General features: G+C 73.3%; 20 protein-coding genes. 7 read left to right on the top strand and 13 right to left on the bottom strand.

Translation table 11 applies throughout. From position 1 onward, the window contains the following. Positions 1-122 precede the first annotated feature (122 nt). Positions 123-1,733 carry an ABC transporter permease gene (locus AB0B35_RS41355; protein ID WP_361057159.1) on the bottom strand — a complete coding sequence of 537 codons (1,611 nt, stop codon included), beginning with the start codon at positions 1,731-1,733 and terminating at the stop codon, positions 123-125. Further along, positions 1,730-2,623 (bottom strand): ABC transporter ATP-binding protein, encoded by an 894-nt coding sequence (locus tag AB0B35_RS41350; protein ID WP_361057156.1) that lies wholly within the window; start codon positions 2,621-2,623, stop codon positions 1,730-1,732. Before AB0B35_RS41350 ends, AB0B35_RS41355 begins: the two co-directional genes overlap by 4 nt. Before the next feature lie 79 nt (positions 2,624-2,702). On the opposite strand from AB0B35_RS41350, the gene AB0B35_RS41345 reads away from it, so the two are divergent. Continuing rightward, entirely contained in the window at positions 2,703-3,218 is a 516-nt protein-coding gene (locus AB0B35_RS41345) for a MarR family transcriptional regulator (protein ID WP_361057154.1), read from the top strand. Positions 3,219-3,330: 112 nt separating this feature from the next. Further along, positions 3,331-3,936 carry a class I SAM-dependent methyltransferase gene (locus tag AB0B35_RS41340; RefSeq protein ID WP_361057151.1) on the top strand — a complete coding sequence of 202 codons (606 nt, stop codon included), beginning with the start codon at positions 3,331-3,333 and terminating at the stop codon, positions 3,934-3,936. Between the two features lie 25 nt (positions 3,937-3,961). Here AB0B35_RS41340 and AB0B35_RS41335 read toward each other — a convergent pair whose 3' ends face one another. The 6 genes from AB0B35_RS41335 to AB0B35_RS41310 form a co-directional block, all read right to left on the bottom strand. Continuing rightward, complete coding sequence (locus AB0B35_RS41335; RefSeq protein ID WP_361057148.1) at positions 3,962-4,414, bottom strand: hypothetical protein; 453 nt, start codon at positions 4,412-4,414, stop codon at positions 3,962-3,964. A gap of 47 nt (positions 4,415-4,461) precedes the next feature. Next, positions 4,462-7,116, bottom strand: a complete 2,655-nt coding sequence (locus AB0B35_RS41330; RefSeq protein WP_361057145.1) for a sensor histidine kinase KdpD — start codon at positions 7,114-7,116, stop codon at positions 4,462-4,464. A gap of 7 nt (positions 7,117-7,123) precedes the next feature. Further along, entirely contained in the window at positions 7,124-7,831 is a 708-nt protein-coding gene (locus AB0B35_RS41325; protein ID WP_361057142.1) for a response regulator, read from the bottom strand. A gap of 98 nt (positions 7,832-7,929) precedes the next feature. Next, a complete protein-coding gene (locus tag AB0B35_RS41320) occupies positions 7,930-8,877 on the bottom strand; it encodes a hypothetical protein (protein ID WP_361057139.1) in 948 nt (315 codons plus the stop codon). After that, on the bottom strand, positions 8,874-9,530 hold the full coding sequence (locus AB0B35_RS41315) for a hypothetical protein (RefSeq protein ID WP_361057136.1): 657 nt from the start codon (positions 9,528-9,530) through the stop codon (positions 8,874-8,876). The genes AB0B35_RS41320 and AB0B35_RS41315 overlap by 4 nt, the downstream gene beginning before the upstream one ends. Next, positions 9,527-11,971, bottom strand: a complete 2,445-nt coding sequence (locus AB0B35_RS41310; RefSeq protein ID WP_361057133.1) for a hypothetical protein — start codon at positions 11,969-11,971, stop codon at positions 9,527-9,529. The genes AB0B35_RS41315 and AB0B35_RS41310 overlap by 4 nt, the downstream gene beginning before the upstream one ends. 204 nt (positions 11,972-12,175) lie before the next feature. Between AB0B35_RS41310 and AB0B35_RS41305 the strand changes: the two genes are divergently transcribed. Further along, a complete protein-coding gene (locus AB0B35_RS41305) occupies positions 12,176-13,066 on the top strand; it encodes a hypothetical protein (protein WP_361057131.1) in 891 nt (296 codons plus the stop codon). Positions 13,067-13,069: 3 nt separating this feature from the next. Here the strand turns inward: AB0B35_RS41305 and AB0B35_RS41300 are convergent, their stop codons facing one another. After that, positions 13,070-15,031: a PASTA domain-containing protein gene (locus AB0B35_RS41300; protein WP_361057128.1), complete on the bottom strand. Its 1,962-nt coding sequence runs from the start codon at positions 15,029-15,031 to the stop codon at positions 13,070-13,072. Positions 15,032-15,271: 240 nt separating this feature from the next. Between AB0B35_RS41300 and AB0B35_RS41295 the strand changes: the two genes are divergently transcribed. Together AB0B35_RS41295 and AB0B35_RS41290 are read left to right on the top strand one after the other, a co-directional pair. Next, complete coding sequence (locus AB0B35_RS41295) at positions 15,272-16,879, top strand: ABC-F family ATP-binding cassette domain-containing protein (RefSeq protein WP_361057125.1); 1,608 nt, start codon at positions 15,272-15,274, stop codon at positions 16,877-16,879. A 105-nt stretch (positions 16,880-16,984) separates the two neighbouring features. Further along, positions 16,985-17,482 (top strand): hypothetical protein, encoded by a 498-nt coding sequence (locus AB0B35_RS41290; RefSeq protein WP_361057122.1) that lies wholly within the window; start codon positions 16,985-16,987, stop codon positions 17,480-17,482. 4 nt (positions 17,483-17,486) lie between these two features. Here AB0B35_RS41290 and AB0B35_RS41285 read toward each other — a convergent pair whose 3' ends face one another. Together AB0B35_RS41285 and AB0B35_RS41280 are read right to left on the bottom strand one after the other, a co-directional pair. Continuing rightward, complete coding sequence (locus tag AB0B35_RS41285; protein ID WP_361057120.1) at positions 17,487-18,155, bottom strand: response regulator transcription factor; 669 nt, start codon at positions 18,153-18,155, stop codon at positions 17,487-17,489. Beyond that, positions 18,152-19,321, bottom strand: coding sequence for a HAMP domain-containing sensor histidine kinase (locus AB0B35_RS41280; protein ID WP_361057117.1), 1,170 nt, complete (start codon positions 19,319-19,321; stop codon positions 18,152-18,154). Before AB0B35_RS41280 ends, AB0B35_RS41285 begins: the two co-directional genes overlap by 4 nt. 110 nt (positions 19,322-19,431) lie before the next feature. Here AB0B35_RS41280 and AB0B35_RS41275 point away from each other — a divergent pair, with 110 nt between their 5' ends. Further along, positions 19,432-20,982 (top strand): hypothetical protein, encoded by a 1,551-nt coding sequence (locus AB0B35_RS41275; protein ID WP_361057114.1) that lies wholly within the window; start codon positions 19,432-19,434, stop codon positions 20,980-20,982. Positions 20,983-21,060: 78 nt separating this feature from the next. Here AB0B35_RS41275 and AB0B35_RS41270 read toward each other — a convergent pair whose 3' ends face one another. After that, entirely contained in the window at positions 21,061-22,323 is a 1,263-nt protein-coding gene (locus tag AB0B35_RS41270; protein WP_361057112.1) for an erythromycin esterase family protein, read from the bottom strand. A gap of 123 nt (positions 22,324-22,446) precedes the next feature. Here AB0B35_RS41270 and AB0B35_RS41265 point away from each other — a divergent pair, with 123 nt between their 5' ends. Beyond that, positions 22,447-23,220, top strand: coding sequence for a TioE family transcriptional regulator (locus AB0B35_RS41265; RefSeq protein WP_361057109.1), 774 nt, complete (start codon positions 22,447-22,449; stop codon positions 23,218-23,220). Here the strand turns inward: AB0B35_RS41265 and AB0B35_RS41260 are convergent. After that, positions 23,172-23,873: a class I SAM-dependent methyltransferase gene (locus tag AB0B35_RS41260; protein ID WP_360534200.1), complete on the bottom strand. Its 702-nt coding sequence runs from the start codon at positions 23,871-23,873 to the stop codon at positions 23,172-23,174. The two genes, AB0B35_RS41265 and AB0B35_RS41260, sit on opposite strands and share 49 nt — an antisense overlap. Positions 23,874-24,213 lie beyond the last annotated feature (340 nt).

Below are 24,213 nucleotides of genomic sequence, written 5' to 3'. Positions count from 1 at the left end.
GGTGCCGCCGAGCGAGCGGAAGAAGGTCACCGAGCCGGTGGCCGCGCCGAGGTCCTTCATGGCGGCGGTGTTCTGCACCGCCGGGCGCGCAGTCCGTCGCGTGCGTGGGTGGGTGGGGAGGATCAGGTGACGGGGATGTCGCGGCGGCGCAGCGCCGCCAGTCCGGCCGCGGTGAGCGCGGCGGCGATCGCGGTCAGCACCAGTAGCGGGGTCGCCGGGACGGCTGCCGGGCCGGGCAGGTGCGGGATGTGCGTGAACGGGGACACGTCCAGCACGAGCTGGTCGAGCTGCAGGGCCGCGCCGACCTGGCCGAGCAGCACGCACAGCGACAGCGCCACCCAGCCGACTGCCGGCGACAGCCGCGGCAGCAGCCCGTACGCGGCCACGGTCAGGCCGGTCAGCAGCCACACCGCGGGCATCTGCACCAGCGCGGCGCCGATGACCCGGGGCACCTGGCGGCCGATCTCCCCGGTGCTGGAGCCGTACACCAGGCCCGCGAACAGGCCGGTGGCCGCCATGACCAGGGTCGGGCCGAGCAGCGCGAACGTCAGGTGCCCGGCCGCCCAGCGCAGCCGGCCGACCCCGGCGCTCAACACGGGCTCGCTGCGCAGGGCCGCCTCCTCGGTGCGCATGCGCAGCGCCGCCGAGATGCCGTACGCGGCCACCGCGATCGCGCCGATGCCGAGCGAGCCGCCGACGAAGATGTCGGAGGCCACCGACTTGCCGCCGATCCGTTCCATGATCTCGGTGAGCTGGCCGTTGCCTTCGAGCAGGCTGCTCGCCGTCTTGGCGACGCCGCCGAACAGGACGCCGCCGACGACGCCGAGCCCGATCGTCCAGCCGATCAGTGAACCGCGGTGCAGCCGCCAGGCCAGGCCGAACGGGCTGCTCAGCGAGGCTGGGGCGGTGGCGGGGCCGAGCCGCGGCGGCAGCAGGCCCGCGCCGAGGTCCCGCCGGGCCGACAGGCGCAGCGCGGCGTACGCCAGCACCACCGCGACGGCCGCGCAGACCGCGAACAGCCACCAGCGGTCGTCGGTGTAGGCGTGCACCTTGTACACCCAGCTCAGCGGGGTGGCCCAGGCCAGCCAGGTCAGGCCGCCTCCGCTGACGTCGCCGACGCCGCGGAGCAGGAAGTCGAGGCCGAGCACCGCGCCGGCGATGCCCCGGGCGGTGCCCGCACCGGTGGTGAGCTGCGCGGCGAGCGCGCCGATGCCGGCGTACAGGATGCCCGCGAAGGCCCACGCGAAGCCCATGGCGAACGCGCCCGAGGCGGGAGTCTGCTGGCTGATCATGCCGAGCGCCACCAGCACGCCGACGACCAGGCTCGCTCCGGAGACCGTGAGCACCGCGGCGGCCAGCGGCGCGTGGCGGCCGACGACGGCGGAGCCGAGCAGCTCCCGGCGACCGGCCTCCTCCTCGACCCGGGTGTGCCGGATGACGACGAGCAGGCCGATGAGGCCCATGATGACGATGCCGGTGGCGGACCGCCAGAAGATCAGCGCGCCGAGGCTGGGCTCGGCCGGCTTCTGGCCGTAGAACAGCAGCAGCATGGGGCTGGCGGCCAGGGAGTCGATGTAGCCCTGACGGCCGGCGTCGGTCGGGTACAGGCTCGCCGTGCCGGAGGCCAGGCCCAGCGGCAGCAGGGCCATGCACAGCATCCAGATCGGCATCAGCACCCGGTCGCGGCGCAGGATCAGCCGGACCAGGGTGCCGGTTCCGGTGAGGGAGGTCATCGCACCGGCTCCGTCTCGTAGTGGCGCAGGAACAGCTCCTCCAGCGTCGGCGGCTGGCTGACCAGGCCGCGTACGCCATGGGTGGTGAGCTGGCGCAGCACGGCGTCGAGCTCGGCCTGGTCGACCTGGAACCGCACGGTGGCCCCGTCGGTCTTCAGGTCGTGCACCCCCGGAAGGTGGGCCAGGCCGTTCGGCGGGGTGGCCAGCTCGGCGGTGATGTGGGTGCGGGTCAGGTGGCGCAGCTCGGCCAGGGTGCCGGTCTCCACGGTGCGGCCCTGCCGGATGATGCTGACCCGGTCGCACAGCGCCTCGACCTCGGACAGGATGTGGCTGGACAGCAGGACGGTGCGGCCGTTGCGGGTCTCCTCGGCGACGACCTGCCGGAAGACCTCCTCCATCAGCGGGTCCAGGCCCGAGGTCGGCTCGTCGAGCAGCAGCAGCTCTACGTCGGAGGCGAGCGCGGCGATGAGCCCGACCTTCTGCCGGTTGCCCTTGGAGTAGGCGCGGCCCTTCTTCTTCGGGTCGAGGTCGAAGCGTTCCAGCAGGTCCTTGCGCTTGGCGGCGTTGAGGCCGCCGCGCAGCCGGCCGAGCAGGTCGATGACCTCGCCGCCGGAGAGGTTGGGCCAGAGGGTGACGTCGCCGGGCACGTAGGCCAGGCGGCGGTGCAGCGCGACGGCGTCGCGCCAGGGGTCGCCGCCGAGCAGCGTGGCGGTGCCTCCGTCGGCCCGGAGCAGGCCGAGCAGGATGCGGATCGTGGTGGTCTTGCCGGCGCCGTTCGGACCGAGGAAGCCGTGCACCTCGCCGCGTGCGACAGTCAGATCCAGGCCGTCGAGAGCCTTGGCCTGGCCGAAACTCTTGGTCAGGCCGACCACTGAAATGGCGTTGTCCATGTTTTGGACGCTACACTCATTTCACAAGTTTGTGAAAGTACGAAAGCTACAGTCTTGACAAAATCTTGACGGAGGTCACGTGGCACACTCCCCGCCGCAGCGCGACGAGCAGGCGATGCGCGGCTTCGTCGAGTACATGGCCCGGACCCTGGCCGACTGGGGTTTCCCGCGGATGGCCGGCCGCGTGGTGTTCACCCTGATGGCCGCCGACGAGCAGGCGCTGACCGCCGCCGAGCTGGCCGAACGCCTCGGCGTGAGTCCGGCCGGCATCTCCGGGGCGATCCGCTACCTGGTCCACCTGAACATGGTCGCCAGGGAGCCGGTGCCGGGCTCGCGCCGCGACCGCTACCGCATGGTCGACGACTCCTGGTACGAGGTGACCGTCGCCAAGATGGGCCTGCTCAAGACCATCAGCGACGCGGCGGACCAGGGCGTCGCCGCCGCGGGCGGGGAGGGCACCCCCGCCGGGGCGAAGCTCGCCGGGATGCGCGACTTCTACGCCTGGGTGCAGGAGAACATGCCCTCGCTGCTGAACCAGTGGGCCGAGCACAAGGCCCGGCTGCGCGAATCCGCCCCCGACGCCGACCCTCGCTGACCGGATCTGCGTGGCTTCTCCGGCGGGCCGAACCGGGTGGGCGGCGGACCCGGTTCCGCGCGGGAACCGCGACCTGGCAGGGTGGCGGTGAGCGAGCGAGGAAGGGGTGGCCATGGCACAGCAGACGCGGTGGGCGACCGAGACCGAACGCGGGCACGCCCAGCGGATGGCCGACCGGTTCCGGCAGATGGCCGCCGAGGGCCACGACCTCGCGGGCGAGGCGCGCACGCTCGACGCGATCATCGCGCCCGGGTCGGCCGTGCTCGACGCGGGCTGCGGCAGCGGCCGGGTCGGCGCGGCGCTGGCCGTACGCGGGCACACGGTGCTCGGCGTGGACGCCGACGAGACGCTGATCGCGGCGGCGCGCGAGGACTTCCCCGAGATCGAGTGGCTGGTGGGCGACCTCACCGAACTCGACCTGACGGCGGGCGGGCAGCGGCGGCTGTTCGACGCCGCGATCCTGGCCGGCAACGTCATGCTCTACCTCGCGCCGGACACCGAGACCGAGGTGCTGCGCCGGGTCGGCGGGCACGTACGACCCGGCGGGCCGGTGGTGGTCGGCTTCGGCACCGGGCGCGGGTACGCCGTGGCCGACTTCGACGCCCACGCGGCACAGGCCGGGTTGCTGGTCGAACAGCGTTTCGCCACCTGGGATCTGCGGCCGTGGCGGGAGGACGCCGACTTCGCGGTGACCGTGCTGCGAAGGCCGGCCGGCTGAGGTCACCGGGCCGGCAGGCGACCGCTCACACGCAGATCCAGTAGTACAGGTGCTCACCCGCGTCACGGGCTCGCTGGGCGAGGCCCTGCAGCGCCTCGATGGTCGGCACGTAGTCGTCGTCCGGCCCATCGGAGTCGATCTCCTCGATCCGCTGCCAGCGCGCCGACAGTTCGAGCAGGCGATCCGGAGTGATTCCGGCCAGGGTGTCGCGGGTGGCGTCGTCGACCGACGCCAGCCAGGGACCGGTCTCCTCCGCACTCCACAGCATGCGGCTGTCGACGGTGTCGACGGTCCACTCGACACCGCGGGCGAAACTCACCAGGTGGCCCAGCGTGACATCGGCGTCGAGGTGTTTGAAGTAGAGCAGGTCCAGCGCGGTGCCGTCGCTGAACGGCCCCGGGCTCCCGTCGTTGTCCTCGATCATCTTCACCGCGGCGGCATCATCGGCCGCGCGGAAGTAGTCGGTCAGCACACCCATGGCCGACACCCCACCACGGCCGTACGACAACGGACGACCCGAAACCGTCACCGGTCCTGCCGGGTCGGTTCCGCCGGGTCATCGGTGCGGTCGCCGTCGGCCGAGCGGTGCAGGCCCTCGGCGAAGGCGCGGTCGGCCGCGGCCGCCTCGGCCGAGGTCAGGCCCGCCGGGGGCGGCACCGCCGGCAGGTTGAGCACCATCGTCAGGCCGCCGCCGGGGGTCGTCTCCGGCAGCAGGGTGCCGCCCATCGCCTCGACCAGGCCCCGGGACAGCGCCAGGCCGAGGCCGACGCCGCTCTCGTTGTTGCGGTCGCCGAGCCGCTGGAACGGCAGGAACACCTGGTCGCGCTGCTCCTCGGGGATGCCCGGCCCGTGGTCGACCACCCGTAGCTCGACCAGCTCGCCGTGCTCGCTCGCGGTGACCAGCGGCGGGCGGTCCGGCGGGCTGAACCGCAGGGCGTTGCTGACGACATTCACCAGCACCCGCTGCAGCAGACCCGGATCGGCGCGTACGGCAGACAGGTCGTCCGGGATGCGCACCCGCACCGCCCGGCCCGGCGCGCCCAGCTCGTCGAGCGCCGTGGGCACCGCCTCGTCGAGCCAGACGTCGACGGCGGCCACCCCCAGCGCCCCCGCCTGCAGCCGGCTCATGTCCAGCAGGTTCGCGACCAGCCGGGAAAGCCGGTCCAGCGACTCGGCGGCGGTGGCCAGCAGCTCGCGCCGGTCCTCGTCGCTGAACGCCACGTCGTCGCTGCGCAGGCCCTCCACGGCGGCGACGGCCGAGGCCAGCGGCGTACGCAGGTCGTGGCTGACCGCGGCGAGCAGCGCCGTGCGCATCCGGTCGGCCTCGGCCAGCGGCTTGGCCTTGGCGGCCTCGGCCGCCAGCCGCTCCTGGCGCAGCGCGATCGCGGCCTGGGCGGCGAACGCCTCGATGATCCGCCGGTCGGCGGCCGCGGGCACCGGACCGCGCAGCACCACGGTGACCTGGTCGTCGACCGCGACCGTGGTGTCGCCCTGCCCCGGCATGACGCAGGGCTGCCCGCCGACCGTGGCGGCCACCCGCCAGGCGCTGGGATCGCCCTGGCAGTCGGGCGCGGGCGGCACGTCGTCGCGCCGCTCCAGGACGGTGACCGCGTCGAGCTGGAAGGTCTCGCGCAGGTTCTCCAGCAGTGCCTGCAGCGGGCTCGCGCCGCGCAGCACGCTGCCCGCGACGGTGGCCAGCGTGCCGGCGTCGGCCGAGGCGCGGGCGGCTTCGCGGGTGCGGCGGGCCGCCAGGTCCACCACCGCGCTGACCGCGACCCCGACCAGGATGAACACGGCCAGCGCAAGCACGTTCTCCCGGTTGGCGACGTTGAAGGTGCGTAGTGGCGGGGTGAAGAAGAAGTTCAGCAGCAGCGAGCCGGCGACCGCGGCCAGCAGCGCGGGCCACAGGCCGCCGACCAGCGCGACCACGATCACCATGGCCAGGAACAGCAGGATGTCGCTGGCCAGCGACAGGTCCTCGCCCAGGGTGCGCAGCAGCAGGGTCAGCAGCGGCAGGCCGAACACGGCGAGCGCGAAACCGCTCAGCCGCCGGGCCGGGGACAGCGCCGAGACCCCACCCAGGGCGGGAAGCCTGCCCCGGCCGATCCGTTCGTGCGGCACGAGGTGCACGTCGATCGCGCCGGACAGCGCCGTGGTGGTCACCCCGACCCCGGGCGATAGCAGCTGCGCCAGTCGGCCCCGGCGGCTCGCGCCGAGCACGAGCTGGGTGGCGTTGACGCCGCGGGCGAAGTCGAGCAGCGCCCGCGGCACGTCCGCGCCCGCGACCTGGTGGTACGTGCCGCCGAGGCTCTCCACCAGCACCCGGTGCTTGGCCAGCAGCGCCGGGTCGGCCCCGGCCAGCCCGTCGGAGCGGGCCACGTGCAGGGCCAGCAGGTCGGCGCCCTTGCTCCGGCCCGCGATCCGGGCCGCGCGGCGGATCAGGGTCTCCCCCTCCGGCCCGCCGGTGACCGCGACGACGACCCGTTCCCGGGTCTCCCACTGCTTGGCGATGTCGTGGTCGGCCCGGTACCGGTCGAGCTGCTCGTCGACCTTGTCGGCCAGCCAGAGCAGCGCCAGCTCGCGTAGCGCGGTGAGGTTGCCGACCCGGAAGTAGTTGCCCAGCGCGGCATCGATCTTGTCGGGTTGGTACACGTTGCCGTGAGCCATGCGCCGCCGCAGCGCCTCCGGCGTCATGTCGACCAACTCGACCTGGTCGGCCTGGCGCACCACCTGGTCGGGGACCGTCTCGCGCTGGACGATGCCGGTGATCTGCTCGACGACGTCGTTGAGGGACTCCAGGTGCTGGATGTTGACCGTCGACAGCACGTTGATGCCGGCGTCGAGCAGCTCCTGGACGTCCTGCCAGCGCTTGGCGTTGCGGCTGCCGGGCACGTTGGTGTGGGCCAGCTCGTCGACGACGGCGACCTGCGGCGCGCGGGCCAGCACCGCGTCGACGTCCATCTCGGTGAACGCCGCGCCGCGGTAGTCCACCGATCGGCGGGGCACGACCTCCAGTCCGTCGAGCATCTCGGCGGTGTGCTGGCGGCCGTGGGTCTCGACGTAACCGATCACGATGTCGGTGCCCCGGCCGCGGCGGCGCTGGGCCTCTTCCAGTACGGCGTAGGTCTTGCCCACGCCCGGCGCGGCGCCCAGGTAGATGCGCAGCTGTCCGCGTGCCATGACCGGATCATCCCCCATGGGCGGGGGCGTCGTACGGCACGAACCGGTAACCCATGCCGGGCTCGGTGAGCAGGTGGCGCGGGTGGGCCGCGTCGTCCTCCAACTTGCGCCGCAGCTGGGCCATGTACTGGCGCAGGTAGTTGGTCTCCGTGGCGTACTGCGGCCCCCATACCTCCTGCAGCAGCTGCCGCTGGCCGACCAGCTTTCCCGGGTTGCGCACCAGCACGCTGAGCAGGTGCCACTCGGTGGGGGTCAGCCGCACCTCGCCGCCGTCGCCGAGCTGGCGCACCTGGTGGTTGCCGACGTCCACGGTGTGCCGGCCGATGCGCACCGTGCTCTGCGCCTCCGGCGCGGCGGTGTGCCGGCGGGTCACCGCCCGGATCCGGGCCAGCAGCTCGTCCACGCCGAACGGCTTCGTGACGTAGTCGTCGGCCCCGGCGTCCAGCGCGTGCACCTTGTCCTCGCTGCCGGTGCGTCCCGACAGCACGATGATCGGCGCTGCCGACCAGCCGCGCAGACCGCGGATCACGTCCACGCCGTCCATGTCGGGCAGGCCCAGGTCCAGCACCACCACGTCGGGATGCGCCGCCCCGGCCACCCGCAGCGCCCCCGCACCGTCGGCGGCGGTTTCCACGTCGTAGCCGCGGGCCTTCAGGTTGATCCGCAACGCCCGCAGGATCTGCGGCTCGTCGTCCACGATCAGGATCTTCGTCATGCCTCCCCCACCCTACCGCCCCCCTCCCCTCCCGAAGGAAAGGAAGGGCACCTTCTTAACGGACGTCCGTTAAGAAGGTGCCCTTCCTTCTGCCAGGGTTATTTGAGGCGGGCGTCGAGGGCGTCGATGAGGGCCTGCTGGAACTTGCCGTACTCGGTCAGGTCGAACGGCCAGCGCCACAGTTCGAGCTGGATGCCCTGGGCGGCGATGCGCAGCGCCTGGTTGTTCGACATCTCCTTGGGCGCGAATCCGATGAACTGGGTGTAGTAGCCGTCCATCTCGGCCAGCCGCTGGGCCGCGTCCTTCGGCCCGACCACCGCCGTGCCGCCGGTGCGCGCCCGGACCGGGACGGGTTCCAGCACCACTTTCTCCGGCTTGAAGTGCCGGCCGTCGATCATCAACCCGTGCCCCTTGGCCCGTACGTAGTCCCACAGGTGCTGGCCCACCGGCAGGTCCTTCAGCCGGGTCAGGTCGTCCAGGTTGGAGATCGACTTGGACTCGAACACGGCCAGCACCCAGACCCGGCCGTCCGGGTGCACCGAGATCGCCAGCAGGTCGCCGAGCTGCTTGCCCTGGCCGTCGGTGACCCCGCCGACCAGCTGCACCTTGCCCCACTTCTTCGACAGCTTCGCCGAGGCCCGCGCCCGTACCTTGTCCAGGGCGGACATCATGTCCTCCAGCTCGGGCAGCGAGCGGGCCAGCCGCTCCACGATCAGGCCGCGCAGCGACTGCGGGCTCATCTCACCGCGGCCCATCGCCTGGGCGACGATGTCGGCGAAGGTGGCCCGCTCCACCCCGGTCAGGATGGTCGGGAAGCGGGACAGGAAGCGGTCGTAGAGTTTGAGCGCCTCGGCCACCACGGCTCCGGTGATCAGCTTGACCATGCGCTCCAGGTCGCGCATGCTCGCGGCGGCGAGTGCCTTCGGCGCGGCCCGGATCTCGTACCGCACCACCTCCTTGCCGAAGATCTGCAGGCTGAGCCGCTTGACGCCGCGGGCGAACTTGGTGCCGTGCCCGAGCCGGATCAGTGCCACCACCTTGCTCACGGCGAAGCCTCCTCGTAGGAAACTTCGAGCGCCTCGCCGATGGCGAAGCTGTCCGGCTCGCAGAACGCCCGGATCAGCTCCAGCGCGATCCGGCCGACCAGGCGGCCCAGGTGCCGGCCGGACGCGGCGGCGTCGGGGGCGGTGCGCACCTGCTCGGACCACCACTCCAGGCTGGCCCGGCCGATCATGGTGGCGATGTCCTCGGCGTCGGGGATGATGTCGCGCAGCGCTTTCGCCGCCTCGACCGGCCCCACCTGGTCGAGCCAGCGGAACACCGCGCCCATGCGCTGCATCGCCCGCAGCGTCTCCAGCTCCGCCTTGACCTGCGGGGACAGCCCCTGCGGCGTGTCCTCGACGATCGGGCGGACGAAGAACTCGGCCAGGCTCACCGTGACCCCGACCCCGACCAGCTTGAACAGCGCCTGCAGGTCCTGCTTCCAGGCGGCGGCACCCTCCAGGAAGCCGTCGGCGAACCCGTCCACGAAGCCGGCCGTGGCCGGCAGCGGATACGTCGGGGCGCTGACCATCCGCAGGTACGCCGCCACGTCGGCGACGCCCGCCGACCGGGGCGCCTGCGCGGTCACCGCCTGGATCAGGCCCGTGCCCAGCGCCGCCTGGTCGGCGGCGCTGAGCTGTCCGGACAGGCCGGTCACGGCCGCGGCTCGGTGAGGTGCACCGCCACCTCAGCCGTCTTCAGGTCGCCGGCCGCCACCGCCTCGCTCACCTTGCCCTGGGCCAGCAGCGCGGCCGACACCGCCGCGGTGCGGCCCGCCTCGCCCTGGGCCACGCTCTCGGTGAACGGGTCGGCCGCGGTGGTGCCGGCCAGCGTCACCTCGGTGTGCACCCCGTCGGTCGGCAGGTCCTCCGACCAGGTGCCCAGGCACACGTGCTTCTGCACCACCTCCGGGCACGGGTTGCCCGGGACCAGCTCGACCTCCGACGGGCCGCCCAGGTGGGTCACCCGCCAGTCGGCCAGCTCCTTGAGCACCTTGCGGACCAGGTCCTCGATGCCCGCCGGGCCGGTGCCCTGCTGCGAGCGCAGGAAGATCCAGCGCAGCGCGATCTCCTCGTATCCGGTGCGCACCGGCAGGAACAGCCGCGCCCAGGAGGCGTTGACGAAGTCGCCGGCCGGGCGGGCCGGGTCGCGCAGGCTGCCGTCGCCGCTCCAGGTGCCGGAGTAGGTCCGCGCCGCGGCCAGTTCCCAGTCGAAGACCTGCTCCCAGACGTCCAGCTCGGCGATCTCGTCGCGGGCGTCGGCCGGGAACATGGCGTTGATGAACCGGCGCATCAGCTCCTGCGCCGGGTTCAGGCTCGCCCGGTGCGCGATCCGCCACGCCTCGAACTCGGCCAGCGCGACCGCCTCGGCGGCGGCCACCTTCGCCGCCCGCTGGGCGATCAGGACCGCGCACTGCGCCTCCCACGCCGCGGCCGCCTCGGCCTGCGCCTGGCTGAGCGACGTGGCGTCCGGAATGACCCGGGCCGACAGCGACACCCAGATCTGCGACGAGCCGGTCAGCCGCCAGCCCGCGCCGCAGTGGACGATCTGGAAGACGGTACGGTCCCCCGCCGAGTTCATGACCTCCCAGGGGTCGCCGACGGTGTACACGCCGTACCCGCGCGACGCGCCGGTCATCGTCGAACGCAGGCTGCCCTGCAGGCTCGCGATGTCGCCGTCCCACTTCATCCCGCGGGGCACGTTGATCGGCAGGGTGTAGTCGGCGCTCATGTCGCTGCCCGGCCAGCCGCCCCACTGCGTCAGCTCGGTCAGCGGCGGGTCGAGCCCGACCAGCCGCGCGCCGGGCACCTCGGCGATGTTCGGCTGCGGGGGCAGCACCGCCGCCGGGACCGAGTCCCGGGCCGCCTTGAGCAGCTGCTCGCGCATCGCGCTCTCGGCGGCGTAGAAGTCGCCGGCGGGGTCCCGGACGAACGGCGTCCAGCACAACCGCACCCCGAACCGCTCGTGGGAGAACCGCATCCGCTGGAGCACCTTGTAGAAGTGCAGGTCGATCGGGGTGAACTGGTTGGGATTGCGGATCGTGCGGCGGGCCGCCCGCTCGAAGCGGTCCGACTCCGACACCCGGAACACGGTCTTGTGCACGTCGCGCATCTTGGCCACGTTCTTCGAGGTCCGGGCGGCGACCTCCTTGACCGAGTCGGTGCGGGTGTCATTGTCGGCCTGCGTCGTGGTGTCCGACACCCCGCCGTTGACCTGGGCCTTGATGCCGTACTCGAAGCCGACCGTGCCGCCGGCCGTGAAGCCGTCGGTGCGGGTCGTGGTCAGCGAACCGGCGATCACCTCGGCGTGGTCGATGGTCGTCGACGACGACTGCTCGCTCTCGGTGTTGCCCTCGGTCTCCGAGCTGGACTCGGACAGGACGTCGCGCTGCACGAACGAGCGCTGCTCCAGCACCACCTCCTCGGCCGGGGCCAGGCCCATGGTGTGCAGGTGCTCGCCGACCACGAAACCGGCCGGGCGCAGCCGGGTGCGGTCCAGGAACAGCAGGCCGATCTCCGACCGGGCCAGGTCGAGCAGTACCTGCTCGGGGGTGCGGTCCAGCACCGTGCCGGTGCGGGTCCCGTCCCCCTTCGGCGGCATGTGGGTGCTCGGGCCGCCGCTGGTCCCCGTGCCGGTGCCGCCCGTGCCGGTCCCGGTCCCACCGGTGCCGCCCGTGCCACCGGTGCCCCCGCCCGGACCGACGATGATCGGCTCGTTGCCCCTGCGCAGCAGGTTGGCCAGCTTCATCAGGGGTAGCGGCACTGCTGCCTCTGTCGGGTCGACGCCCGGCACCCCGTGAGCCAGGCGCATCCGCATGGTCGCCTCGCCCTCCGGCCCGTCCGCCCGGGTGACCGGGGCGGAAGCGGCGACGGTCTTGCCCGAGCCGCCGTGCCACTCGGCCCACTCGGCGGTGGCCTCGCCGGTGAGGCCGGCCGCCTTGGCCAGGTACACCCACTGCGCGCGGGTGAGGACGGGACGGCCGTTGCTGCCGGTGTTGCTCAGGGCCGCGTACCGGTAGGAGTACACGAAACGGTCGCCGGAGCCGGGTGCCCCTTGCAGGGCTTCCACCGGCACCGTGAATGTCACACGCTGTGTCATGGCAGGAGTCTGAATGCGGCGGTGCCACCGATCCGTTGACGGTCGTCATTCCGACGGTCCCGGCCGACTCCCTCACCGGCGACATCCCCCCTGGCCACAGGCCCGACTCCGCCCTCCGGTCGGTCCAGTGTGGCCGGTCGGCGGGCGAGCAGCCACCACTTCGCCATCCAACGGGGCAGATCTCCGAGGGCCGGGGCGGGACCGGTGGCCAGCCTCGATCCGCTGGCCCGCCGCGAGTTCATGAAGACCATGGTCGAAGCGGTCGCCGAGACGGGCCTGACGGTGCTGCTCTCCTCCCACGTGGTCACCGAGCTGGAACGGGTCTGCGACCACCTGGTGCTGCTGCACCAGGGCCGGGTGCGGCTGGCCCGGCGACATCGACGACCTGCTCGCCGGGCACCGGCTGCTCACCGGCCCGCGCAACGACGACACCGCGGGCGTCGACGAGCTCATCGCGGCGACCCACGGCACCCGGCACAGCCACCTGACCCCGCCCGGCCGTCGTCAATGGACGGTGATCGAACAGGCCTGCGCGCGGGTGCGATGATGTGCCGCATGACCTGGGAAGCACTGCTGAGCGCCGCCATCGGCGCGGTCATCGCGCTGTCCGGCACGCTGCTGGCCGACCTGCGCCGCGACCGCCGCCAGCGCGAACGCGACCACGACATCGAGCGGCGCAAGTACTGCGTGGAGTTCACGCTGGCGCTGAACGCCGCGCTGGGCGGGTTGCGCGAGGCCGCCCGCGTGCCTGCCGACGAGCGCGTGGAGGCGGCGACCCGGGCGGTGGCCACCTCCGGGGTCTACGGGGCCCGGGAACAGCTGCTGCTGGCGGGCACGCCCGCGCTGCTGACCGCGGGCGAGGCTGTGTTCCATCGCTTGATCGAGGTCCGCGACGCGGTACGCGGCGGCGCGTCGCTGGACTCACCGGCCTACCACGAGGCGTATCACGGCTTCGCGGACGCGCTGTGGCGCTTCCGGCTCGCGGTGCGCGGCGACCTCGGGCAGCCGGGTCTGACCCCGGCTGCCCTGGACCGGCCCGACTGGTCGGACCGGGATCGCTGCACCGTGTGCGGCGTGCTCACCGCCGCCGCGTGAGCCTCAGCGCTCGCACCTGATCACGACCCGCTGACCCGGCTGGAGCGGGCTGCCCGGACCCGGGAGCTGCCGGTCCACCCGGTACTGGCGCTTGTCCCCGCGGACCCCGCGCACGTCGACGCGCAGGCCCATCGCCGTGAGGTGGTTCTCCGCGTCCTGGCAGTTCCAGTTGTTCAGGTCCGGCATGGCGCCACCCTGCGGGTTGTTGCTCACCTGCAGCTTGACCACGGTGTTGCGCTCGACCCCGGTGCCCAGCGCCGGGGTCTGCTTGACCACGGTCTCGAAGGGCTTGTCCGAGTCGACCTGCTCGACCTCGACCCGCAGGCCCAGGTTCTCCAGGATCGACCTGGCCTCGGCCAGCGGCTTGCCCTCGACCGACGGCACGGTCACCGGGGCGCGGCCCTTGCTGAGCGTCACCTTGATCTCGGCCCCGACCTCGACCTCCTCGCCGGCCTTGGGCAGGGTCTCCAGGACCGAACCCTTCGGGACGAGGTCGCTGTACTTCTCGCCGGCCTTCACCGGCTTCAGCTTCAGCGGTTCGGCTTGCAGGTCGACCAGCGCCTGGTCCCACGGCACGCCGGACACGTCGGGCACCACGTAACGCTCGGGACCGGCGGACAGGGTCAGGGTCACCGTGCCGCCGCTCACCACGTCCTCGCCGGCCGGCGGGTCCTGCACCAGCACGACGTCCTTGGGCACGTCCTCGCGGTACAGCGGCTTGGCGTAGGCGACCTCCAGGCCCAAGCCCCGCAGGGTGGCCTCGGCCTGCTCCCTGGTCAGGTTTGTCACCTGCGGCATCGTGTCGTAGCGGCCGAAGGCCAGGTAGTAGCCGCCGGTCAGCACCAGCAGCCCCAGCACCACCGCACCGGCCATCAGCGCCATCCGCCCGCGCGGATCGCCCATCAACCGCGTGTAGTGCTGCTTGGCCTGCTCCACCAGGCCCGCGACCGAGGGGGCCGACGCCGTTTTGGTGCGCGTACGCGGCTCGGCGGGCTCCTCGCGCAGCCGGGCCCAGGACGGACGGTCGGCGGGCCGCACCTGGTCGACCATCATGGTGTCCTGGGAGACCTGCCGCATCCGTGTGGTCGCGTCGGCCAGACCGTGGCGGGCCGACTGCACCGCGGACAGCATCGCGCCCGCGTCCATGAACCGCGCGCCCGGCGCGCGGCGGGTGGCGGAGGCGACGAGGTCGTCCAGCACCGGCGGCAGCCCGCCCACGAGCTGCGAGGGCGGCGGCACATCGCGCTCGACGTGCTGCCAGGCCACCTCGACGGGCCGCTCGCCCTGGTGCGGGACGCGGCCGGTGAGCAGCTCGAACAGCAGGATCCCGGTGCCGTACACGTCGCCGCGCGGGTCCACGTGGCCGTCGGCCACGAACTCGGGCGCGACGTAAGCGGCGCTGATCGAGGGCTCCGCCCCGCCGGCCTCGACGGCGTCGGCGAGCCCGAGGTCGGTCACCTTGACCACGGCGTCGCTCAGGTCGTGGCCGCCGCCCGGGGCCTCGGCCACCATGATGTTCTCCGGCTTGACCGCGCGGTGCACCAGGTTGGTGCGGTGCGCCGCAGCCAGCGCCGCCAGGACCTGCTCGGTCACCGCGAGCGCTTCGGCCGGGGCGAGCCGGCGGCGCTCGTCGAGGATGTCGCGCAGCGTGCGCCCGCGGACGAACTCCGTCACCAGGTACGGCACACCGCCGTGCAGGCCCTGGCCGTAGAACGCGGCCACGTTCGGGTGCGTCAGCCGGGCCAGCCCCGTCGCCTCCTCGGCGAACCGGTCCGCGTGGAAGGCCGCGGCCTGGCCCCGGCGCGGCTGCGGCGGGTGGATCATCTTGAGCGCGACGGTACGGCCGAGGCGCTCGTCCACCGCCGCGTACACCGTCGTCATGCCACCACGCGCCACGCATCCGCGGATGCGGAAGCGCCCGTCGACGAGCGAGCCCAGGAGGGGATCGGCGAGCTGAGCGTCCATGGCAGCGCAGTCTAGGGCAGTCGCGGACGATGTGGCTCGCCCACTGTCGGGACCGCCCGCGACCTGCGACAGCGCCGGAACTCTCCCCGGTCCTCCGGCGGCCGTGCGCCCGATATCGGTTTGCCGATCATCGGCGGCCGACGTATGGTCGACGGCGATGTGAGCCACTGACACCTTCCCGCGCCCGCGACCGAGGCACTGCCCGGCGGGCGGAAGAGTCGATCCTGTCGGTGGTGTTCCATGTCCTATTCCGCCCTGCTTGCCCATGATCTCGTCCGTACCCTCGGCACGCGCCGGGTGCTCGACGGCGTCAGTCTCACCGCGTCCCCCGGTCACCGGATCGGGCTGATCGGCGAGAACGGCGCCGGCAAGTCCACCCTGCTGCGGCTGCTCGCCGGGACCGACGAGCCCGACTCCGGCGCCGTCACCCGCCCGGACGACCTCGGCTTCCTGCACCAGGAGATGCCGTTCGACGCCGCGGCGACCGTCGCCGACGTGATCGACGACGCCCTGCGCGAGGCCCGGGAGGACCTCGCCGCACTCGACCGGCTCACCGCCGAGCTGGCCGAGGTCGCACCGGACTCCGACGGCTATCCCGCCCTGCTCGCCGCGTACGGCGAGCGGCTGGACCGGGCCCAGGAGCACGAGGCCTGGGACGCCGACCGGCGCGCGGAGATCGTCCTGGCCGGGCTCGGCCTGGGCGGCATCCCGCACGAGCGTTCACTCGGCTCGCTGTCCGGCGGGCAGCGCGGGCGGCTCGCGCTGGCCGCCCTGCTGGCCCGGCGGCCGTCGGCGCTGCTGCTCGACGAGCCGACCAACCACCTGGACGACGCCGCGGCGGCGTTCCTGGAGGAGCAGCTGCGCGGGCTGCCCGGGGTGGTCGTGGTCGCCAGCCACGACCGGGCGTTCCTCGACGCCGTGTGCACCGACCTGATCGACCTCGACCCCGCGGTCGACGGCCCGACCCGCTACGGCGGTGGCTACACCGCGTACCAGGCCGAGAAGCAGGCCGAGCGGGCCCGCTGGCAGCGCCGCTTCGAGCAGGAGCAGGAGGAGCTCGACGACCTGCGCCAGGCCGTGTCGGTCACCGCGCACCAGGTCGCGCCCGGCCGGGCCAAGCGCGACAGCGAGAAGATGGGCTACGGCCACACCACCGGCCGGGTGCAGAACCAGATCTCGCGCCGGGTCCGCAACGCCTCCCGCCGCCTCGACGAGCTGGAACGCGAGCAGGTGCGCCGCCCGCCGGAGCCGCTGCGCTTCCGGGCGACCCGGCTCGCGGGCACGTCGGCCGACGGCACCCTGCTGTCGCTGCGCGACGTGCGCGTGCCGGGCCGGCTCGCCCTGGACCGGCTCGACCTGTCGTCCACGGACCGGCTGCTGGTCACCGGAGCCAACGGCGCGGGCAAGTCGACGCTGCTCGCGGTGCTGGCCGGGCGGCTGGACGCCGCGGGCGAGGTGCACCGGCGACGCGGCCTCACGGTCGGGCTGCTGACCCAGGACAGCGTGTTCGAGCGGCCCGACCGCACCGCCCGGGAGACCTACGAGCTCACGCTGGGCACCGCCCGCGCCGAGGCCGTGCCGCTGGGCGAACTCGGCCTGCTCGCCCCGCGCGACCAGGGCACCCGGGTCGGCGACCTGTCGGTCGGGCAGCGCCGCCGGCTCGCCCTCGCGCTGCTGGTGGCGAACCCGCCCGAGCTGCTGCTGCTCGACGAGCCGACCAACCACCTGTCGCCGCGCCTGGCCGACGAGCTGGAGGAGGCGCTGGGCACCGGGCCGGGCACGATCGTGGTCGCCAGCCACGACCGCTGGCTGCGCTCCCGCTGGCCCGGCCGCGAGCTGCGGCTGTGACAGCGGAAACCGGTGCCCCCACGGCGTTGCGCCGCTGACCTAGCCTGCTCCGCACGGGGCAGGCAAGGTCAGGCGTCCCGGCTCGCGACGAGTGACGGGGACGGTATGGCCAGGGCCGAGGGAGATCTACTCAAACCGCACTGGATCGTGGCTTGGTGGCTGATACTGGTAGTCGGCCTGGCGTTGACCACGGTGACCGCGGCGACCAAGTTCGGTGATCTGGACAAGCAGGACCGGCTGCGGGCAGGCGGGACCGAAGTCATCGCCGCCGTGACCGGCCACAGGGACGGCAGCGGCCGGGTGGCGGAGCAGATCCGAGTCGCCTACCAAGCGCAGGGGCGCTCCTACCAGCAATGGATCAAGGGTGACGCGCAGGTCGGCGAGAACATGTGGCTGTGGCTCGACCCGGCCGACCCGGCCGAGTTCGTCGCCCGCAACGGCAGCACCGACGACTCCCTCGCCTTCTTCAACACCTGGATGGGCATGCCGGCAGGGCTCGGATTCGCCGCGATCGCCACCCTCAGTCTGGTGCGCCACCGGCGTGCGTCGCAGGCGGCGCGAACGGCGGCCGAGCGCGGAAAGCGCCGCAAGCGCCGGCAGTGACCGGCTAGGCCGAGGGATCGGCGATGCGGTAGCCGACACCGGGTGTGGTCGTGATGACCGGTGGGCTGCCCAGTTTGCGGCGCAGGCGTCCGATGGTCACCGTGACCGTGTTCGTGAACGGATCGGCGTGCTCGTCCCACACCCGTTCGAGCAGTTCCTCGGTGCTCAGGAACCCCGGGCTCGCCGACAGCAGCGCTTCGAGCAGGGCGAACTCCTTCACCGACAGGTCGAGCGGACGGCCGTCGCGGGTGGCGGTGCGGCGTGCCGGATCGAGTTCGACACCGGCGGCGCGCAGCGTCCGGGCCCGTGCCGTGGGCCGTCTGCGGGCCAGCGCACGTACCCGCAGCACCAACTCGGGGAAGTGGAACGGCTTGCCCAGGTAGTCGTCCGCGCCCAGGGTGAGGCCGCTGACCCGGTCGCCGGGCGCGACGGCCGCGGTCAGCATCAGCACCATGGGCCGCTCGTCCCGCTCGGTGACCATCTGGCAGAGCGTGTCGCCGTGGATGCCGGGCAGATCGCGATCGAGGACCACCACGTCGTACGCGTTGACGTCCAGTTTCGCCGCGGCGGCCAGGCCGTCGTACGCCAGGTCCACGGCCATGCCCTGATCCCGCAGGCCTTCGGCCACCACCTCGGCGAGCGTACGGGCGTCCTCCACCACGAGCACCCTCACGCCGCGGCCGCCTGCCGCGCCCGCGGCAGCGTCACCGTGGCGCGCAGTCCACCGGCCGGACGTGCCCGCAGCTCCAGCCGGCCGCCGTGTGCTTCGGCGACGGCCGCGACGATCGACAGTCCGAGGCCGGAGCCGTCGTCGGAGCCGACGCGGTCCGCGCCGAGGCGCTGGAACGGCGTGGCGAGCCGGTCGACCTGCGCCTGTTCCAGCACCGGTCCGCCGGACTCCACCACCAGTGCGACCGTGCCGTCGGCTGCGGTGACCGCGACCCGCAGCCGGCCGCCATCCTCGTTGTGCAGCACCGCGTTGTCGACGAGGTTCTGCGCCATGCGGGCCAGCAGCGTGGCGTTGCCCTCGGTCCAGGCCTGCGGCGCGACGTCGGCGGCGTCGGCGGTCAGGCCTGCGGCCCGGATGTCGGCGGCGCGGGCGGTCAGCGCCCCGTCGGCCAGGTCACCGAGCGCCACCGGGGCCTGGTCGCCGAGCGCCCCGTGCTGCGCGCGGGCCAGCACGAGCAGGCCGTCGAGCAGCCGGTCCACCCGGTCGAGTTCGGTGCGTACGCGCCTGGCGAGCGCGGTGGTCTGCGCGGGCAGCGGCTCCGGCTTGGCCTCGGCGACGTCCAGCGCGGCGCGCATGGTGGCCAGCGGGGTGCGCAGCTCGTGCGAGGCGTTCGCGACGAAGCGCCGTTGCGCGGCGAACGACGCCTCCAGCCTGGCCAGCAGCCCGTCGATGGTGTCGGCGAGGTCCTTGACCTCGTCCTCGGGCCCGGCCACGGCGAGGCGCTCGTGCAGGTTCTCGGCGGAGATCCGGCGGGTTGCCGCGGTGACCGTGCGCAGCGGGCGCAGCACCCGGCCGGAGATGAGCCTGCCCAGCAGGAGCGAGACCAGCCCCATCACCACCAGCGCGATCAGCGAGCCGACCAGCAGCCGCCGGGACTGCAGCGCCTCGGCGTCCTCCAGCCGGGCCTGCAGGTCGCGGATCTGCTGCTGAGCCGCGGCGAGGTCGGGCTGGCTGTGCGGGAGCTGCCCGGGGGCGATCTGGGTGTTCTTGCCGGCGGCCAGCAGGTTGGTGAGGACCAGCAGCCCGAACCCGGACGCCAGGAACACCGACGCGTAGAGCAGCGTGAACCGCCACCCCACCGTCCTGCCCGGCCACCGCCGCCCGATCATCCGCGCCTCCCCGCCGTCGTGCCGGTGACCAGCATGCCCCGCCCGGCCTAACAGCGGCATGACAGCGCCGCTTCGGCCCGTGTTACCGCGTGCTCCGTAGAACATCGGCCATGAGTACCCCCGACGAAAGCACCACTCCCGGCCTGGCGGCGCTGGTCCGGGCCGAATGGTCCGCGTTCCGGTCCCGCGGCCGGATGGCCGCCCTGCTCGTGGCGGCGCTGGCCGTCATCGCCCTGGCCGTGCTGCCCGCGCTCGGCAGCCACGGCTCGTGCAGCCAAGGCCCGGTCGAGGTGCCCTGCCCGACCGACCCGGTGACTCCCGACGGCCGGCCCGTCGCCGACCTGTTCTTCTTCGCGCACCGGTCGCTGACCGGCGACGGCAGCCTCACGGTGCGGCTGACCTCGCTGACCGGGACCATCACCTATCCCCCGCCGGACCACGACGAGATCGTCGCCGGGGTGGTGCCGTGGGCGAAGACCGGGATCATCATCAAGGACGGCCTCGGGCAGGGCTCCTCCTACGCCGCGCTGATGATGACCGGCTCCCACGGCGTACGGATGCAGCACGACTACACCCATGACACGGCCGGCCGGCCCGGCGGGGTGTCCCCGCAGTCGCCGCGTTGGCTGCGGCTGACCCGCACGGGCGACACGATCACCGGCGAGGAGTCCGCCGACGGCGTCTCGTGGACACCGGTCGACACCGCCCGGCTGGCGGGGCTGCCTGCCACCGTGCGGATCGGCCTGTTCGCCACCTCGCCGGGCGACCTGACCCTCGCGCCGGTCGGCCTCGGCGGCAGCGTCGGCCAGGTGCGGTTCACCCAGGCCGTCGGCTCGTTCGACAGCGTCACCACGACCGGCGGGGTGGCGGCCGGCCCGTGGAGCGCCGACATCGTCGGCGAACTCGGCCACACCGACTGGGAGAAGTTCCACCGCGCGCCCGGCCTGGTCTCCGACGGCGGCACGCTCACCGTGACCGGGTCCGGCGACATCGGCCCGCTCGGCGCCGAAGGCGGCCGTACCTCCAAGGACACCCTGGTCGGCCTGTTCGTGGCGGTGATCGTCCTGATCGTGACCGCGGCCCGGTATGCCGTGGCCGGCGACTCCACCGGGACCGCGCCCGGCGGACGGCGGCTTGCGGCACGGGCGCTGGTGCTCGGCGGGGCCGTGTTCGCGAGCGGGCTCGCCGCCGTGGCGGTGGCCGAGCAGCTCGGCACGAAGCTGCTGCGCGACGGCGGCCTCACGGTCGTCCCGGCCGGGCCGCTGACCGAACTGCGCGTCATCGTCGGCACGGCGGTGCTGCTCGCGCTCGTCGCCGTGCTCGCGCTGGCACTCAGCGCGCTGCTGCGTCGGGCCTGGCTCGCCGTGACCGTGCTGCTGGCCGGGCTCGTGCTGCCGTACGTGCTGGTGGTCGTGCCGCTGCTGCCCGACGCCGTCGCGGCCTGGCTGCTGCGGCTCACCCCGGCCGCCGGGTTCGCGGTGCTGCAGACGCTGACGGCATACCCGCAGGTCACCATGCACTACGCGCCGTACGCCGGGTACTTCCCGCTGCCGTGGTGGGCGGGGCTCGCGGTGACGGGCGCGTTCGTTGCGCTCACGCTCGGCCTCGCACTGCGGCGAGCCCCGGAAAGGCCGGACGCGTCGCCGGTCGACTGGCGGTGACCCTGACCGCAGGATGGGAAGGGCACCTTCTACAACGTATGGCGATGTGAAGGTGCCCTTCCTTTCGACGGGCGGGGGTCAGGGCTTGTCGGTGGGAACGTCGCGTAGGAACAGGATGCCGTCGCTGTCGGCGACGTGGGCCGGGTCGCGCGGGAAGTAGCCGTGGTCGTCGGTGTTGTCGGCACGCCGCACCGGTTCCGTTCCGGCAGCTCGCAGCGTCGCCGACAGGCGGCGGCCGTCGAGCAGGCAGCGGTCGTCCGGGAGTGCGGCCAGGACACCCTCCAGCGTGTCCGCCGCCGGTGCCCCCAGGCCGCGGTGGTGGATCGCGCCGACGGCCGTGGCCACGAAGGCGTAGCGCTCGCCGAGGTCGGCGGCGGCGATGGCCCCGGCGGTCCACCAGGTCAGCGACTGGTTGAGGTAGTCGGCCTGCCAGTGGCCCTCCTCGCGCTGCAGGTGCCCGTTGTGCGCGAACACCAGCGTCGGCCCCCGGTCGGCCTCCCGCGCCTCGATCGCGAGCAGGTTCTCGGCCATCATCGTGTCGCGCGTGATCATGAGCCGGGCGTACCGCGCCGGGGAGGGCGCGGCCATGACCGCGTGATACCGCAGCAGTCCCGCGGCCGCGCTTGCGTGCAGCCGCGCCCGCCACCGGTCCGCCTCCGGTGCGGCGGCGAGCAGCCGCGGCGCCTGCGCCGACAGCAGCGCCCGCAGGTCGTCGGCCAGCAGCCGGAGCCGCACCGCCTCCGGCGACGAGCCGACCGACCGCGACGGGTCCATCGCCGCCGCCTCGTCGGTCCACCGTCCGTCCGCACCGGCGAGCTCCTCGATCAGGGCGGCGTCGTCCGGGAGCTGCCCCGGGTCGCCCCAGGCCGCCAGGTGGTCGCGGACCTCGATGAGGGCCTGACGCGGGCTCGCGGCGTACATCATCTCGGTCGGGGCGTCGAAGCCGTAGAACCGCAGCCGGTCCGTTTCCGGGCGGCCCTGGTTGTACTCGCGCATCCAGGCGACCAGTTCCCGGTTGCCCGCGAACGCGCCCCAGCCGTGGCTGACGCCGCGGGCCATCACGTCGTCGAGCGAGCCGGGGCCGCCCGCGACGTACGCGTCCACGAGGAGCCCGCCCAGGCAGTCGCTCTCCAGCGCGACCGACCGGTAGCCCTCGTGCTCCACGAGGTGGCGCAGCAGCCGGTTGCGTACCCGCAGGAACAGGTCCTCGCCGTGCAGGGGTTCGCCGAGGCCGAGCAGCCGCGGCCGCCGCGGCAGCGTGTCGAGCAGCCGGGTCACGGCAGGCCCGGCGTCGTCGGTGAACGCCCAGCCGGCGTCGGACAGGGCGGAATGGACGGTCATCAGGTGTGATCCTCTCGCCGGTTCGTTCTACGCCTTCAACCGTATCGTTGAACCGACGGTGTAAACTTTCTCGCTGAACTGCACCTGTAAAGGCTTGAAACCCTCAAACGACGGGTCACCCTCATGAGCGAACCGCGCCTACGGCCCGTCGACCTCGCCCGGGGACAGGGCCTGTCCACCCAGGCGATCCGCAACTACGAGGAGGCGGGCATCCTCCCGCCCGCCGACCGCACCCCGTCCGGCTACCGCGTCTACACCGGACTGCACGTGTACGCGCTGCGTGCGTTCGCGGCCCTGGCCCCGGCACACGGCCACCAGACCGCGACGGCGATCATGCGGGCGGTCAACGAGGACGCCGTCGACGAGGCGCTCGCCGTCATCGACGACAGCCACCTGCAGCTGCGCACGGACCGGCGCACCCTCACCGCCGTCGAGCAGGCCCTGCGCGACCTGGCCGACGCCGAGCCCGCGGTGACCCGGTCTGCGGGCACGTTCGTCGGGCCGCTCGCCCGACAGCTCGGCGTCAAACCCGCCACGCTGCGCAAATGGGAACGCGCGGGGGTGGTCCGCCCGCCGCGCGACCCGGCGACCGGCTACCGCGTCTACACTCCGGCCGACGTACGCGACGCCCGGCTGGCGCACCAGCTCCGGCGCGGCGGCTACCTGCTCGAACACATCGCCACCCTGCTGGACCAGGTACGGGCGGCCGGCGGGGTCGAGCCATTGGAGGCGATGCTGGAGGACTGGCGCGACCGGCTCGCCTGGCGCGGCCGCGCGATGTTGTCCGGCGCCGCCGCATTGGACGCCTACCTGCAGGAACGCGCCGAGACCAGCCCGGCACCCGGACGTCAGGCCGGCATGAGGATCAGCCACGCGAAGCCGAGCACGCCGCGGTAGCCGCCGAGATACTCCTCGCGCCGCCGGTCGGCGAAGGCGCGCGCCTGCGGCGTGCCGACCCGCTCGATCCCGGCCCGCCAGTCGGACTCGAAGTCGTCCCACTCGGCGAGCGTCGACTCGGCGACGTGCAGCGGCCGGAATCCGGCGTCCACCGCCAGCCGGGCGAGCCCGGCCAGATCGGGCAGGTCACCGAACGCCTCGCGGACCTGGTCGGTGGGCGCGGTGCGGTAGAAGCCCTCGCCGAACAGCAGCCGCCCGTCGGCTGCGGTGAGCTTGTGCAGCGCGGCGAGCGCGGGGGCGGTCCCGTCCCAGATGTGGCTGCCGCCGACGTTGACGACGACATCGGCGGGCCGCGTCCAGGTGGTCGCGTCAGCGGTGTGGAAGGTGACCTGGTCGAGGCCGGTGGTCGCCGCGCGGGCCCGTTCGGCGATCGCGGGGTCGTACTCCACCCCGTCGCCCGCGACGCCGTGCGCGCGGCACAGCCGGCGGAGCAGCTCGCCACTGCCGCAGCCCAGGTCCAGCACGCGCCGGTCCGCATCCGGCGGGGCCAGCCGCCGGACGAGGTCCGCCACCCGCTCCTCGCTCAGCGGCGCGTTGTAGACGAGGTTGGCGGCGGCCGCGGCGAACAACGGCTTGAGATCCTGATCGGTCACGCGCCCACCGTAACGGCCCGTCACGGCGAGGCTGACACAGGTCAGCTTCCGTCGGCGTGCCACCCCTGACAGGAAGCCCATCAGCACATCGAGCATGTCGTGGTCTCGGTTCCCCAGGGTGCGCGGTCGGATCGCCGTAAGGAAGTCCACCGTTGACGGCGGATCGTCACAGGCGGTGTCCCGAAGGGCAGCGAGCCCACCCACGTGGGCAGCGGCGCGGACGGCGTGAACTGCTTCTACAGCGCGAGCCTCGACGAAGATGGCGCCCTTGGCCTGCAGGGTCGTCACGACGTGCTTGTTGTGCACGATCTCCTTGCGTACGTAGATGGGGCGCCGTAGA

The sequence above is a fragment of the Catellatospora sp. NPDC049133 genome (genome assembly GCF_040648455.1).
Taxonomy (GTDB): domain Bacteria; phylum Actinomycetota; class Actinomycetes; order Mycobacteriales; family Micromonosporaceae; genus Catellatospora; species Catellatospora aurea.
This window is presented reverse-complemented; position numbering and strand designations above follow the sequence as displayed.

What these genes read in the sequence shown, in the direction of transcription:
- AB0B35_RS41355 (WP_361057159.1), bottom strand. Translation starts at nt 1,733, where the DNA reads ATGACCTCCCTCACCGGAACCGGCACCCTGGTCCGGCTGATCCTGCGC.
- AB0B35_RS41350 (WP_361057156.1), bottom strand. Translation starts at nt 2,623, where the DNA reads ATGGACAACGCCATTTCAGTGGTCGGCCTGACCAAGAGTTTCGGCCAG.
- AB0B35_RS41340 (WP_361057151.1), top strand. Translation starts at nt 3,331, where the DNA reads ATGGCACAGCAGACGCGGTGGGCGACCGAGACCGAACGCGGGCACGCC.
- AB0B35_RS41335 (WP_361057148.1), bottom strand. Translation starts at nt 4,414, where the DNA reads ATGGGTGTGCTGACCGACTACTTCCGCGCGGCCGATGATGCCGCCGCG.
- AB0B35_RS41330 (WP_361057145.1), bottom strand. Translation starts at nt 7,116, where the DNA reads ATGGCACGCGGACAGCTGCGCATCTACCTGGGCGCCGCGCCGGGCGTG.
- AB0B35_RS41325 (WP_361057142.1), bottom strand. Translation starts at nt 7,831, where the DNA reads ATGACGAAGATCCTGATCGTGGACGACGAGCCGCAGATCCTGCGGGCG.
- AB0B35_RS41310 (WP_361057133.1), bottom strand. Translation starts at nt 11,971, where the DNA reads ATGACACAGCGTGTGACATTCACGGTGCCGGTGGAAGCCCTGCAAGGG.
- AB0B35_RS41300 (WP_361057128.1), bottom strand. Translation starts at nt 15,031, where the DNA reads ATGGACGCTCAGCTCGCCGATCCCCTCCTGGGCTCGCTCGTCGACGGG.
- AB0B35_RS41295 (WP_361057125.1), top strand. Translation starts at nt 15,272, where the DNA reads ATGTCCTATTCCGCCCTGCTTGCCCATGATCTCGTCCGTACCCTCGGC.
- AB0B35_RS41290 (WP_361057122.1), top strand. Translation starts at nt 16,985, where the DNA reads ATGGCCAGGGCCGAGGGAGATCTACTCAAACCGCACTGGATCGTGGCT.
- AB0B35_RS41280 (WP_361057117.1), bottom strand. Translation starts at nt 19,321, where the DNA reads ATGATCGGGCGGCGGTGGCCGGGCAGGACGGTGGGGTGGCGGTTCACG.
- AB0B35_RS41275 (WP_361057114.1), top strand. Translation starts at nt 19,432, where the DNA reads ATGAGTACCCCCGACGAAAGCACCACTCCCGGCCTGGCGGCGCTGGTC.
- AB0B35_RS41270 (WP_361057112.1), bottom strand. Translation starts at nt 22,323, where the DNA reads ATGACCGTCCATTCCGCCCTGTCCGACGCCGGCTGGGCGTTCACCGAC.
- AB0B35_RS41265 (WP_361057109.1), top strand. Translation starts at nt 22,447, where the DNA reads ATGAGCGAACCGCGCCTACGGCCCGTCGACCTCGCCCGGGGACAGGGC.